A 12,985-nucleotide genomic window follows, 5' to 3' on the forward strand; every position below is an offset into this window, starting at 1 on the left:
GGCCCTGGTTGCAACACATTCAAGGCGCCTGCTCCTGTGAGGAGAGCCTCCCCATCATGGGACTTAAAACCTCAGAGTCAGGCCGATATTGGCCTGCCATTGGGTCACCAGCTCGCCGCGCACCTTGAACACGCAGTTATCCGGGTTGCAGAGAAACTGGTTGCTGTCATTGACCAGCGAGCCATAACCGCGCACCTCGGCCCGCAGCGCCAGATGCTCGGTCAGGCGTGGCAGCACCCCGAGCGCCAGCGACATGGAGGGCGTCACCTCGCTGTCGTAGGCGGCAAAACGGGTCACCCCGATACCAGCACCTATGTAGGGCGCCATCAGGTTGTCCGACAAGATGAGCGCCCCGGCAAAATGTAACATGTCCACCGTCAGGCGATCCGGCTGATCCGGGGAGAGGCGGGTGGATTGGTGGCTGTAGAGCAGCTCTACCATTCCGGGGTCGTCCACCTCCTTGCTGATAAAGAGGCCCCAGTTGCCGGAGCTCTGCCCCTGCAATGAATCCAGCGAGGCCGAGAGCGGCACCGGCTGCACCACATCGCCGCTCTTCTCGAAATCGATGGATGAGCTGTAGCCGAAAAACGGCGTCATCTGCCAACCGGTGCTGGCGGCTGCCTCGGCACTCCAGGCCTGCCCCAGCGGCAGCAAGAGCCCCATCATCATGATCCCTGCTCGTTTCATCACAGTCCCTCTGCTTGTGCACCAGTGCCCACCAAGCATATCAGAGTCCCCTGACCCCCATCCTAAACCCAGCCTGTATCAGCCCATTTTCGCAGGGAGGATCACACCGCCGCGATCCTATCCCGCCACCACGCGACACATAGCCACTGCCGTTATTCATCCGGGATTAACCTCTGCCCCGTATGCTGGCACGTAACCGGCTCATGGTGATCCGGTTCAACTCACCATAAGGACATCCGGGGATGGTTGCCGCGCAACTCAAAGACCCGCAACACAAGCTCTCCGACACCCTGCGGGCGACCGCCCACGCCATCGAAGAGAGCCATATCAGCCTGCGCCAGATGCTGGCCCTGGTGGGTGAGCAGGGCATGTTGCTGTTTTGCGTGCTGCTCACTGTGCCCTTCCTGCTGCCGGTCTCCATCCCGGGCGTCAGCACCCCGTTTGGCCTGCTGATCCTGTTTATCGGCATCGGCATCACCCTCAACCGGGTGCCCTGGCTGCCCGCTATCCTGATGGAGCGTCGCTTCGCCGCCGCTCAGCTCAAGCCGACCCTGCACAAGGGCGCGGACCTGCTGGCCCGTGTCGATCGTTTCATTCGCCCGCGCCTCTTGCTATTGACTGGCAGCGGCCCCATCAACCGCTGCAACGGCCTGCTGCTCATGCTGGCGGCCCTGCTATTGATGCTGCCGCTGGGAGCCATCCCCTTCACCAATGCCATGCCCGCCTGGGCCATATTGCTGCTGGCCATCGGCATGTTGCAGCGGGACGGTCTGTTCGTCGCCAGCGGCTACCTGCTGGTCAGTGCGACCCTGGTCTGGTTCAGCGCACTGGCCATCGGTCTGATGATGGCGGGGCAGAACATCTCGACCCTGCTGAGCTGACGGCACCGACATGAAAAAGGGGCGACCAAGTGGTCGCCCCTGTTGTTTGCGCTCTCTTCGGCTCGTCAGAGCAGATCGTAGATGAGGGCCGAGATGGCCAGCAGTCCCACCACCATCACGAACAGTGTGCTGGGCCCGCGATAGCGCGCGAGCGCTGGCAGGCGATAGATGGAGTAGGCAGGCAGCAGGAACAGGATCACCGCGATCAGCGGTCCGCTCACCTTCTCAATGATGTCCAGCACATTGGGGTTCAGATAGGTGATGATCCCGGTCACGACAAACAGGATAACGGATGAGACACGGGCTATGGTGACCTCCCGGAGGGAGAGCCCCAACCCCTGACAGGCGCCGCTCACCATGCTCACAGTCCCCTCGCTCACCCCCATGGAGGTACCGAGAAAGGATTTGGACATGGCCAAAATGGCGATGAGCGGACCCACATAGGCGATCAGCGGATTGGAAAACTTGTTCGCCAGCGCCGACAGCACGGAAATATTGTCGGTGCGGGCCAACGCCATTTCCGCCTGGCTCAGACTCATTACACAGCTGATGACAAAAAACAGCACGCTGCCGCAGATCAGCAGGCTACTGCACTTGATGATGCGCTTGCTGCGCACGTCGGCGCTCACATGGCAGCGCTTCTTCTGGGCGGCAGTAAAGGAAGAGATGATGGGGGCATGACTGAAAGAGAAGACCATCACGGGCACGATCAGCCAGAGGGATTTCCAGAAGGCGGGATCGCGCCACTCCACCGCCGGACTCTCGCTGAAATAGGAGAGGCTCCACTGGGGCAGCAGAAAAACGGAGATGCCCAGCAAGAAGACGACCATTGGCAACGCCAGCAGGCTGATGGCCGACACCACCACCTGTTTGCCGGTCAGCAGGATCAGATGCAGCCCCAGCATCACCGCCAGCACCAGCCAGCCACGGCTCAGCACGGCGCCCCCCAGCTGATGCGCCATGAAGCTCTCGATAGCATTGGTGATGGAGATGCTGTAGACCAGAATGATGGGGTAGAAGGCCATCAGATAGACCAGCATCAGCAGCTTGCCAGCCCTGGCACCGAAGTGCTCCTCCACCACATGGGTAATATCCCCTTCCCGATGGGAACCGGATAATACCAGGCGACTCAGCGCTCGGTGGGAATAATAAGAGAGCGGGAATGCCATCAATAATATAAACAGCAGAATAACGGGGGAATTACTGCCTACGGTAATAGGGAGAAAGAGTGTACCAGCACCGACGGCAGTGGCATATAATCCCATGGTCCATACCGAATCACTTTTCTCCCATTTCAACTTTGAAGCAGGATTCTTCTTTTCAGCAATAGCAACACTCATTGCGATATACACCTTACTTGTCTGTCATATTTGTTATTTTATTAGCCTGTGTAATAGGCAGGTGATATGTCTGTTCATATCGACCAGATTGTAGAAAAAGAAAATCCGCCAGCGGTCAATAAGACAGCTAATATGAAGCGGAAAAGTCACGCTACCATCGTTGAAATCGCTATAAAGGTCAAGGTTAATAATTCATAGCTGTTTGAGTGGTGTTGTTTCAAAAGACAATGAGATGTATCATTTTGTTCTCAATATGACCAGTTCGTTCCCGGCTGATAACATAAGACAACACTGCTGGGCGTGGTCCAATAACATGAATAAAATCAGTCATCAGGCCAATAATATTGGCACCATCAAGCCGGGCATATCAGCGAAATCAGCGGGTCATAATATCGACTAATTGACTCACTCACCAATAGTCGACATTGCCGGATATAGATATCGCCAGCCCCCTTCATTATTCTGTCGCCCCCCCTCACCCGCCCCGTCAGAACCGGCCACAGTAGGTCCTGCGTTCGGATAAGCCGATCCCGCTCACACTGCGCACTGTCCAGCCATTGTCTCCTCTGGCTGGTTCCATTAGGCTGACCTTCCTGAGTCTGTTTTTGTTGTCTGTCCAGACTCACCATTTCATGCTCATCGCCTTGGCGAAACAGGATTGTGGGCAAGCGGAGAAAGGATATCCAGATGAAGAAGACCATAGTGACCGCCAAGTTCGAGGCCGTGAGCATCGAAGGCGAGCAAGTGACCCTGAAAATGGCAATCAAGGCGCCGGAGCGGGACCCCAAATCCGCCAGTGGCGACTGGCGCTGCAAGGTGAAGCTGGAGGGGCTGAGCGACAAGACCTTCATCTATGGCGTCGATGCCCTGCAGGCCCTGAGCCTGGCCCTGAAATTTGTCGAAAATGAGCTGCGCGCCTTCGCCGATGCCGGCTGGCAATTCTATCTGCCCGGTTGCCCCGATCAGCCCGTCGATATTGCCGCCTGCTATTTTCCAGAGGTGTGACAATGCAGCTGACCGCCCCTCAACTACCCGACACAACAGAATTCGACGCCCTGCGCAGCGGCCTGAATTAATTCAACGAAACCATCACGGGCCCATTAACCCGTGAGCGGATCGCCCGCGTTATCAGGGATGAAGAGGGCGTGGTGCAGGGCAGTATTCTCGGCGAGATAAAATGGGGCTGGCTGCATAGAGAGGGCATCACCCACTACCATCTGGAAACCACCCGCTTCCAGGCGCTGCCCTTCCACCAGAAACAGGGCTACGCCGTCTTTGGTCAGCTGCCGGATAGGCCGCCGGGGCATATCAGCTATTTTCTGAACAAGACGGAGCAGTAACAGGCGCAGCCAGGGGCATGGAAACAAGAGGGTTGAATGCAATGACCATCAAGCCTCTTTGTCATGTTTAGTGACTGGCTGAACGGCTGCCGTTCCAGAGCAGCTCGCCACTGCGTAACTCCATCAGGCTCATGGTGAGTCGATAGCGACTACCCTCGGACACCAGATCCCCATAGAGCATGTAACCGGCCCCGGTCTGGCGGCCGAGCCGCACCAATGAAGCCGGATTCATTCTCCCCTGTTGATACTCAAGCTGGCCTGTGATGGCAGCCACCTGGCCGGGATCGACGAAGCGAAAACCACTTTTGGACTGGATCCGCTTGCTCATGGCCGCCGCCATGGGGCGGGTATCGAAGGGTTCACCCGTCCCGTTCTGGGGCGGGGTGAGCAGCAGCACGGGATTGCCGCTCTTCACCAGCTCCCGCACCTCGGGGGCCTGCACGAAGGCATCCGCCATGGCCAGCGCCAGCCCGGTCGGGGCCACCGGCTTGGGCAGGGGCGCCCCGGTATCCGGCTTGGTAACCGGTTTATCCGGCTGGCTCACCGGCTGGTCCGGTTCACTGACAGGCGCCTGAGTACCGCCGTAGGGATTGACCGCACAGCCGCCCAGCAGCAGGGCGCTCAGCATAAGCAGGTGACGCATCTTCATCGTGTTCTCTCCGCCAAAAGTCCGTAGAACGGACTTCGCCAAAAGCCCGTGGCGGAGCCCTTGCCCCGCATCTGCTCCATGCTAGAGACAAACCCGCCCCGGGTCGATACACCAGATGACACTGGACGACAGAGCCTGGCCAACCCGCACCCGGCCAGTGATACACCAAAAAAAGGTGGCAGGCCCTCATCACATTCCTTTACGGTAGTGTGCTGACAGATTCGAAAGGAGAGCACAGTGCACGGACCCGACCCCGCCAATCCCCACCCCATGAACGGCTTCCCCCAGGTGTGCTTTATCAAGAACACCATCAAGGGGCCCAATATCGAGGTGGGTGACTACACCTATTACGACGACCCGGAGGATTCGGCGGGCTTCGAGCGCAACGTCCTCTACCACTTCCCCTTCATCGGCGACAAGCTCATCATCGGCAAATTCTGCGCCATCGCCCGCGGGGTCAAGTTCATCATGAACGGCGCCAACCACCAGACCTCCGGTTTCTCCACCTACCCCTTCTTTATCTTCAGCAACGGCTGGGAGAGCGCCGCCCCCGCCCCGGGCAGTCTCCCCTACAAGGGCGATACCGTCATCGGCCACGATGTCTGGATAGGCTATGAGGCACTCATCATGCCGGGTGTAAACGTCGGCAATGGCGCCATTATCGCCGCCCGCTCCGTGGTCACCGGAGACGTGCCCGCCTACGCCGTGGTCGGCGGCAACCCCGCCAAGGTGATCCGCTACCGCTTTGACGATGACACCATAGCCCGCCTCAATACCCTCGCTTGGTGGGACTGGCCGGTGGAGCAGATCAGCCGCCATCTGCCGCTCATAAGCGGCGGCGAGATAGCCGCGCTGGAAGCTGTCACCCGATAGAGACAACCACCATCAAGCAGGAAGCACGATGCAATTAACCACACCCCAAACGCCTCAGGACGATGAGATCGACGCGCTGCGCATTGGTCTCTCGGGCTACAACATAGGACACGCCGGTACTCATCTGCGCGAGCGGATCGCCAGCTTTATCAAGGATGAAGAGGGCAAGGTACACGGCGGCATCATCGCCGACATCAAGTGGGGCTGGCTGCACATCGACTGGCTCTGGATCGACGAAAGCCTCCGCCGCGATGGCTGGGGCGGCCGCCTGCTCGGCGCCATGGAGCAGTACGCCCAAAGCAAGGGCATCACCCACTACCATCTGGAAACCACCAGTTTTCAGGCCCTCCCCTTCTACCAGAAGCAGGGCTACGAAGTCTTTGGCCAACTGCCCGATATGCCGCCGGGGCATATCAGTTACTTTCTGAAAAAGCAGGATAAGTGATGACATTCCAGCGCCTTGCCAACACCACACTCGTTATCCGCCCGTTCGAAGCGGGCGATGCCGACGAGTTTGTCCGCGCAGCCCACGAATCCATCGAGACGGTCGGCCAATGGATGAGCTGGTGTTCCCACTCATTTACTCGGGACAGCGCACTGGAGTGGTTTGCCATCTGCGCTCAGGATCGCGCGGCGGGACGTGCCTACGATATGGGCATTTTCTGCGCCACCACCGGTCAGCTCTTGGGTGGCGCAGGTATCAACCAGCTGTCGCCCCATCATCGCTACGGCAATATCGGCTATTGGGTGCGGCAATCCCGCCAAGGCTGCGGTATCGCCCGACAGGCGGTCGCCCTGCTCCGTGACTTTGGCTTTGAACAGTTGGGTCTATTTCGGCTGGAGATCGTGATGGGAGTTGGCAACGCGGCCAGCGAAGCCGTCGCTATCGCTTCAGGCGCCACCTTCGAATGCCGAGCAAGAAACCGCATCTTCCTCCATGACCAGCCTATTGATGCACATATCTACGTCCTTGTTCCCACGGACTGAGGCCTGTAGTTGGGCATAGCGACTAACTTATATGACCTCTAAAAAGTATTTTCATAACAACTTTCCTCTCCGCCCATTTTTTAACCATGCTGCCCAGCACCAGTCAAAATAAAGATGTTCAAAAATACTAAGCGACTACAAAAATCAAGTATCCCTTATACCATATAGGTTCCATTATTTACGAGTCATGCAATATGCCCTATTTATTTAAACACACCTCCAGTCATAACTAGATTAACCTTGTAAATTACTTCATCCTGACAATCCTCCTTAAGATGCTTAGATATAATATCTTGACTTAAATGCCGTTCAAACGATTTCTTATCTGTTGTGGGACCAAACCCGATCTCATCTAATTTTGATTTGCAAACTCTGCTTTCAACAGGCACAGGATGACCCAATAGTTTAAGTAAGTATCCCTCAATGCAAGGCGAACTACCGATCAATAACACACCTCTTTTAATTGCCTCCTTAACAATTTTATTTGGCCATGCGATATCCGTATCTAGCAACACAGCACAATAATCATAGCCTTCACATTGCCATGTTCTGATTGCATCATCAATTATATGCTCAGGACCTTTCCCTCCAGCAGACTTAACTGTTATAGCCAACGAACCATCCGAAAAAAAAGACCTCAAATGAAGTAAAAAAACACGTTCTGCAACTCCTTCCCCGACAAAAATGAGAGTTTTCTTTAGTATCTTTTTTCTTTTCATAATTTAACCTATGTTTGGTACACCACCAATTGCACCTGTCATATATTTGACATATAGATTATCTTGACTACGAAGACCATCAATTTCATCTAATCGCCAAACAGAGGATACTGAGTTCTCTTTTTCAACAATAAAGCAGTGATGTCTTTTTAAATGTTTTAGTACCTCTGGTGTATGCGTAGACATTATTAATTGAGCATTATTTATATTTATCTCAGGATTTCTAAAAAGATCAATTATTTCAATCAAGATATGGGGGTGAAGGTCGTTATCCAACTCATCAAGAATTGCAACGCTGCCATATTTCAGTATGGATGCCAAGCTAAAAAGCATGCAATAAGCAGCTTTAGTCCCACTAGATTCATGATTGAGAGGAATCATAAATTCTTCGCCACTGTGTATATGAACACCATATGGCAACATTTTATTTTCCTCTTTGCCATTATTGTCAATAATAGTTTTCTCTATTAACCTAACATCAATCAAGCCCATGTCATATGACTTAATGATGTCAATGACAGCATTTTTTATATCTGGATTTTTTTTATATTCTTCAGAGGTAATCAATATTTTTCTATCTATATCTTCATGATATCTGCCATGGAGATCCAAATTTGTTTCTGTGTTGTAGAAATATATATGCACAACATCACACACTGACAGTTTTTTTTCATTAATTTCATCAGCACCATCAAGCCTAGATAAAAATGATATAACAGATGCATTATGAGGTGTTTTATCTACAATTGATTCTACATCCTTAGGCATGTACTTGCTAAGATTGAAATTATATTTCTTAGCTTTGGAGTCATATTTCCTAGAGAATACTCTAGAGTAGAGTCTTGATGTTTTTAACTTCAACTCCTCATGATATACACGAGTGTTATCAAGCTCGACAAAGTAACGGCATTCTATTGTATCAATCTCATTGTCATCTGTACTTGCCGGGATGCAAAACTCAATTTCAATCTTTGTTTTCAATTGTTTGGATGCGCAATGCACCTCAAGAGGGATGTTATCTCTTTGCTTTATATCTTTAAACGAACTAGTCAAAAACCAGCGCAAGAATGCTAATGGCTTCATAAGGTTTGATTTACCAGAACCATTAGCACCAAGAATAGCCGCCACTTTTGATACCTTGGTGTTCACATCAAGTTCAAAATCAATATCAGAATAAGAAGATTTCGGACCTGATGTAAAGTCTACGTAGGTTTCATCCAAGAAAGAATGAAAGTTATTGAATTTATACCACTTAATCATTTTTTTCTCCTCAAACAAGCCTTCAGCCTGTTAGTGAAGTATAACATAGACCATTAGTGGCTCGTTTTGAACAAAAAACTGTCCAAAACACAACTTTGTAATGGAAAAACTTACATTATTTCTGGGGTCGATGACTAAGTAAGGTCTAGATGCAGGGCAAGATCGCGAACGTTTTTTGACCAAGAAAAACAGGTTTGACCCTGCGATCCAGCTGTGATCTTATGCTCCTTTTTCAGGAGTGCCTTCATGTCTATTGATGCTGTTTTTGCTCAGTTTTTCGATGATATTCCCGACCCTCGCCAGCATGCCAAGATTTATTATCCTTTCTACGATGTCCTGTTTCTCACCGTCTGCGCAGTGATCGGTGGCGCAGACGGCTGGGAAGATATTGAAGATTTCGGTGAGGTTCATCTTCCTTGGTTTCAATCCAAGGGGCTGTTTAAAAATGGTATTCCTGTCCATGACACCATCGCCAGGATCATCTCCGGTATCAAACCAGAGCCGTTTCAGGCCGCGTTCGTACGTTGGACTCAAGCCATCAACCAGCACACCGAAGGCGCCTTGGTCGCTATCGATGGCAAAACCCTGCGCAGTTCCTATAACCGTGAAGATCGAACGTCGACCATTCACATGGTAAGCGCCTATGCCGCCGCTAATAAACTGGTGCTCGGACAGATAAAAACCGACGCCAAGTCCAATGAAATCACCGCCATTCCCGACTTGTTGGCGTTGCTCGACATCAAAGGCTGCCTGGTATCCATCGATGCGATGGGGTGCCAAACCGAGATCGTCGAGACCATCCTCCAGCAAAGTGGCGATTACTTGTTGGCCGTCAAAGGCAACCAGCCCAAGTTGTTCGAGGCGGTCCGGCAAGCCCTGGCCCCGCTGGCGGCTACCCCATTATGCGCAGCAACGATGACACTTGATAAGGCTCATGGGCGCATCGATGGTCGTGAGTACCATATCATGGCGGCGGGTGAGTTAGCTGCCCAGTTTCCTCATTGGGAACAGTTGTGCAGCATTGGCGTGGCCATCTCTTATCGCATTGAAAAAATGGAAAAAATCACTCTTGAACAGCGTTATTACATCAGTTCCAAAGCGCTGACGCGGGATGAGTTTTCACGAGCGGTACGTGGGCACTGGGCCATCGAAAATAGCCTGCACTGGGTGCTGGACGTCACGATGGGCGAGGACGATTGCCCAATTTATCGCGGTGATGCCGCAGAGATCCTTGCGTGCATCCGGCACATGGGGCTGAACATGCTCAGGGCTGAAACTTCACGCAAAGCGAGCATCAGACGGAAGCAAAAGATTGCAGGAATGAGCAGTGAATACCTGGAAAAGGTACTCAATGCTGGCCTCAACAAATTGGGTGAATTTTAACAATATGTTCACGCTCTCGCCCTGGGTCTAGATGGAGGCTCGTGGCCGTAGCAAAGCCATTTGTGGGTTGTGCAACTGCTCCGCTTATTGTCCCTACGACTACGTCCCTGAAATTATGGTGGGCACAGTATTGGTTTCCCCCCTCTTATTCGCTGAGGCGAGCCCGCTTGTCCAGGCCGCGAGACAGGATGTCGAGCGAGCGGCGCCGGGCCATGGACGGCCCGTCGGCGCGTGCCGTCGGACAAGCGGGTGAGCCGAAGGAACCCGACGTAAGTCGGGCGAATAAGCGGGGGAAAAGACCTTTGGTGACTTTGGGTCTTTCCAAAGTCACTCGCCCCAGCCCGAAGGGCGGGCGAAACCCCTTCGAGGCCAGCGGCCTCGCGTCCTGCACGGCAAAGCCGTGCCACCACACAACGGCTCCTGCCGCCAACGCCATACCTCGGAACGGACGATTACGCCTGACGGCTAATCGACCCTACGATTGCATGGCACAACCGTGCCTGCTTGCCACAGGCACGGAGTCTGGCTGGACGCCCGGATGCCACCAGCAAAAGGGGGGCCTGGCCGCCCCTATCGGCCCAAAAACGGTTCCCAATCTTTAAACACCGGCTGCAACCCCGCCTGCCGCACGGCGGCCGCCACTTCCCCCACCGAGCGGTCATCGTGGATGGCAAACTGCTCCATCTCGTATGTTGGGCTTCGCTACGCTCAGCGCCAACCTACCACAGATGTAGGTTGCGGCTGAGCTTGCGAAGCCCAACGTTTACCGCGAATAGCTATTGTGTTCCGGCATCACTCTCTCTGCTCTGCTTATGGCAAAGGGAAATCACCCTCTATCTCCCCAAAAACGGTTCCCAATCTTTAAACACCGGCTGTAACCCTGCCTGCCGTACGGCATCGGCGACCTCACCGAGGGATCTGTCGTCGTGGATGGCGAACTGCTCCAGCTCCTCTTTATCCCCCTCGGCATAGCCACCCGGCTGGGTGCGCGACTCGGCCGACATCTGGGTGATGCCAAGGCGCAGGGCACCGTTGCGAAACGCAGGGGATTCGCGGGTCGAGAGCGACAACTCCAGGGTCGGCGAGAAGAGGCGCCAGGCGCAGATAAGTTGCACCAGCTGCCTGTCCGACATCACCACCTCGGGCTGCAGGCCGCCGGTGCAGGGGCGCAGGCGCGGAAACGATAGCGAATAGCGGCTCTGCCAGTGGTGACGCTCCATCCAGGCCAGATGCTCGGCCACAAAATAGCTGTCGGCACGCCAGTCCGGTGACAGGCCGATCAGCGCCCCCAGCCCAATCTTGTCGATGCCGGCGCGACCGAGCCGCTCCGGGGTGGCGAGCCGCCACGCAATATCCTGCTTGTTGCCGCGCAGATGGTGGCGGGCGTAACTGGGGGCGTGATAGGTCTCCTGATAGACCATGACGGCATCCAGCCCCAGGGTTTTGAGCTCGGCGTAATCGGCTTGCGACAGTGGCTGCACCTCCATCGCTACTGCGCTGAAATGGCGGCGGATCTGCGGCAGATGCTCACGAAAATAGGCCATGCCTACCTTGCTCTCGTGCTCGCCGGTCACCAGCAGCACGCTGTCAAAGCCCCGCGCCTTGATGGCCAGACATTCGCGTTCAATTTCCTCTGCATCCAGCGTCTTGCGCTTGAGACGGTTGCTCATGGAGAAGCCGCAATAGGAGCAGTCGTTGGCGCACAGGTTCGACAGATAGAGCGGCACATAGAAGCCGATGGTATTGCCGAAACGCTGACGGGTGAGGCGCTCGGCCTCTGCCGCCAGCTGCGGCAGGTACGCCTCGGCGGCGGGCGAGATCAGCGCCATAAAATCGGCCAGGGTGCGGCGGGGAGTGGTCAGCGCCCGCTCGACATCCCGGGGCGTCTTGGCGCGGATCTGCATGCCGATATCGTCCCAATCAAGCTCCTGCCAGCGGTCGGCAAAATCCAACCCCCTCCCGGCCTCCCCCTTGGCAGGGGAAGGTGCGCAGGGCTCGCCCCATGCCAGCGCCGGATCAGCCTCTGCCCTCACCCCCAGCCCCGATCCCAAAGGGAGAGGGGAGCATACAGACGCCTCATTTTCCCCCACGCCCTGACTCATAGCGCCCCCAGAAAATCGGTGAGCGGGCTGGAGGCGCTGGCTTGCAGAGCGCGCGCGCCGAGGCCCGCCTCATAGGCGCTGCGACCGGCCTCACAGGCGAGCGCGAAGGCACGGCCCATGGCAACCGGATCCCGGCTCACGGCGATGGCGGTGTTGACCAGCACGGCGTCGGCACCCAGCTCAAAGGCGGCGGCCGCGTGGCTCGGCGCCCCTATGCCCGCATCCACCACTACCGGCACATTGGCCTGTTCGATGATGATGGCGAGAAACTCCCGGGTCACCAGCCCCTGATTGGAGCCGATGGGCGCGCCGAGCGGCATCACGGCGGCGCAGCCCACCTCTTCGAGCCGCTTGCAGAGCACGGGATCGGCCCCGCAGTAGGGCAGCACCACGAAGCCTTCTTTCACCAGCTGCTCGGCCGCCTTGAGCGTCTCGATGGGATCGGGCAGCAGGTATTTGGGATCGGGGTGGATCTCCAGTTTCAGCCAGTTTGTGCCGAGCGCCTCGCGGGCCAGATGAGCGGCAAACACCGCCTCGGCGGCTGTCTTGGCGCCAGAGGTGTTGGGCAGCAGCTTGACCCCGAGCTTGATCAGGGGAGTGAGGATATCGTCGTGGCGCTTGCCGGCTTCGAGCCGCTTGATGGCCATGGTCACCAGCCGGGAGCCGCTTGCTTCAATGGCGGCAGCCATCAGATCCGGGCGGGCAAACTTGCCGGTGCCGGTAAAGAGGCGGGACGAAAATTCATGGTCGGCAATGGTCAGCAT

13 protein-coding genes and 2 pseudogenes are annotated in these 12,985 nt (G+C 55.3%); 7 read left to right on the forward strand and 8 right to left on the reverse strand.

The window, feature by feature from the left end:
• Positions 1-63: 63 nt before the first annotated feature.
• On the reverse strand, positions 64-687 hold the full coding sequence (locus WJM78_RS21000) for an outer membrane beta-barrel protein (protein ID WP_275929194.1): 624 nt from the start codon (positions 685-687) through the stop codon (positions 64-66).
• Positions 688-929: 242 nt separating this feature from the next.
• Between WJM78_RS21000 and WJM78_RS21005 the strand changes: the two genes are divergently transcribed.
• Entirely contained in the window at positions 930-1,568 is a 639-nt protein-coding gene (locus WJM78_RS21005; RefSeq protein WP_339011715.1) for an exopolysaccharide biosynthesis protein, read from the forward strand.
• Between the two features lie 65 nt (positions 1,569-1,633).
• Here WJM78_RS21005 and WJM78_RS21010 read toward each other — a convergent pair whose 3' ends face one another.
• Positions 1,634-2,833, reverse strand: coding sequence for an HAAAP family serine/threonine permease (locus WJM78_RS21010; protein WP_339011718.1), 1,200 nt, complete (start codon positions 2,831-2,833; stop codon positions 1,634-1,636).
• 762 nt (positions 2,834-3,595) lie between these two features.
• Between WJM78_RS21010 and WJM78_RS21015 the strand changes: the two genes are divergently transcribed.
• Together WJM78_RS21015 and WJM78_RS21020 are read left to right on the forward strand one after the other, a co-directional pair.
• Positions 3,596-3,913 carry a DUF6968 family protein gene (locus tag WJM78_RS21015; RefSeq protein ID WP_042037900.1) on the forward strand — a complete coding sequence of 106 codons (318 nt, stop codon included), beginning with the start codon at positions 3,596-3,598 and terminating at the stop codon, positions 3,911-3,913.
• Between the two features lie 2 nt (positions 3,914-3,915).
• A pseudogene (locus WJM78_RS21020) lies at positions 3,916-4,248 on the forward strand (GNAT family N-acetyltransferase).
• 67 nt (positions 4,249-4,315) lie between these two features.
• Here the strand turns inward: WJM78_RS21020 and WJM78_RS21025 are convergent.
• Positions 4,316-4,897 (reverse strand): penicillin-binding protein activator LpoB, encoded by a 582-nt coding sequence (locus WJM78_RS21025; protein ID WP_212512555.1) that lies wholly within the window; start codon positions 4,895-4,897, stop codon positions 4,316-4,318.
• A 237-nt stretch (positions 4,898-5,134) separates the two neighbouring features.
• On the opposite strand from WJM78_RS21025, the gene WJM78_RS21030 reads away from it, so the two are divergent.
• From WJM78_RS21030 to WJM78_RS21040, 3 genes are read left to right on the forward strand one after another with little or no spacing between them, the layout of a single operon-like run.
• Positions 5,135-5,770, forward strand: a complete 636-nt coding sequence (locus tag WJM78_RS21030) for a Vat family streptogramin A O-acetyltransferase (protein ID WP_339011725.1) — start codon at positions 5,135-5,137, stop codon at positions 5,768-5,770.
• 28 nt (positions 5,771-5,798) lie between these two features.
• Positions 5,799-6,215 (forward strand): GNAT family N-acetyltransferase, encoded by a 417-nt coding sequence (locus WJM78_RS21035; RefSeq protein ID WP_339011728.1) that lies wholly within the window; start codon positions 5,799-5,801, stop codon positions 6,213-6,215.
• On the forward strand, positions 6,215-6,757 hold the full coding sequence (locus WJM78_RS21040) for a GNAT family N-acetyltransferase (RefSeq protein ID WP_339011731.1): 543 nt from the start codon (positions 6,215-6,217) through the stop codon (positions 6,755-6,757). Before WJM78_RS21035 ends, WJM78_RS21040 begins: the two co-directional genes overlap by 1 nt.
• Before the next feature lie 203 nt (positions 6,758-6,960).
• Here the strand turns inward: WJM78_RS21040 and WJM78_RS21045 are convergent, their stop codons facing one another.
• A complete protein-coding gene (locus WJM78_RS21045; protein WP_339011734.1) occupies positions 6,961-7,476 on the reverse strand; it encodes a hypothetical protein in 516 nt (171 codons plus the stop codon).
• Positions 7,477-7,479: 3 nt separating this feature from the next.
• On the reverse strand, positions 7,480-8,736 hold the full coding sequence (locus WJM78_RS21050) for an ATP-binding protein (RefSeq protein ID WP_339011737.1): 1,257 nt from the start codon (positions 8,734-8,736) through the stop codon (positions 7,480-7,482).
• 246 nt (positions 8,737-8,982) lie between these two features.
• On the opposite strand from WJM78_RS21050, the gene WJM78_RS21055 reads away from it, so the two are divergent.
• Positions 8,983-10,119, forward strand: coding sequence for an ISAs1-like element ISKpn31 family transposase (locus WJM78_RS21055; RefSeq protein ID WP_339009338.1), 1,137 nt, complete (start codon positions 8,983-8,985; stop codon positions 10,117-10,119).
• Positions 10,120-10,689: 570 nt separating this feature from the next.
• On the opposite strand, the pseudogene thiH (WJM78_RS21060) reads toward WJM78_RS21055, so the two are convergent.
• The 3 genes and pseudogenes from thiH (WJM78_RS21060) to WJM78_RS21070 all read right to left on the reverse strand — a co-directional run.
• Positions 10,690-10,806, reverse strand: a pseudogene (gene thiH, locus WJM78_RS21060) (2-iminoacetate synthase ThiH); the annotation flags it as partial.
• Between the two features lie 146 nt (positions 10,807-10,952).
• Complete coding sequence (gene thiH / locus WJM78_RS21065; RefSeq protein ID WP_339011740.1) at positions 10,953-12,221, reverse strand: 2-iminoacetate synthase ThiH; 1,269 nt, start codon at positions 12,219-12,221, stop codon at positions 10,953-10,955.
• A complete protein-coding gene (locus WJM78_RS21070) occupies positions 12,218-12,985 on the reverse strand; it encodes a thiazole synthase (RefSeq protein ID WP_339011743.1) in 768 nt (255 codons plus the stop codon). The genes thiH (WJM78_RS21065) and WJM78_RS21070 overlap by 4 nt, the downstream gene beginning before the upstream one ends.

The organism is Aeromonas popoffii, assembly GCF_037818705.1.
Classification (GTDB): Bacteria; Pseudomonadota; Gammaproteobacteria; order Enterobacterales; family Aeromonadaceae; genus Aeromonas; species Aeromonas popoffii.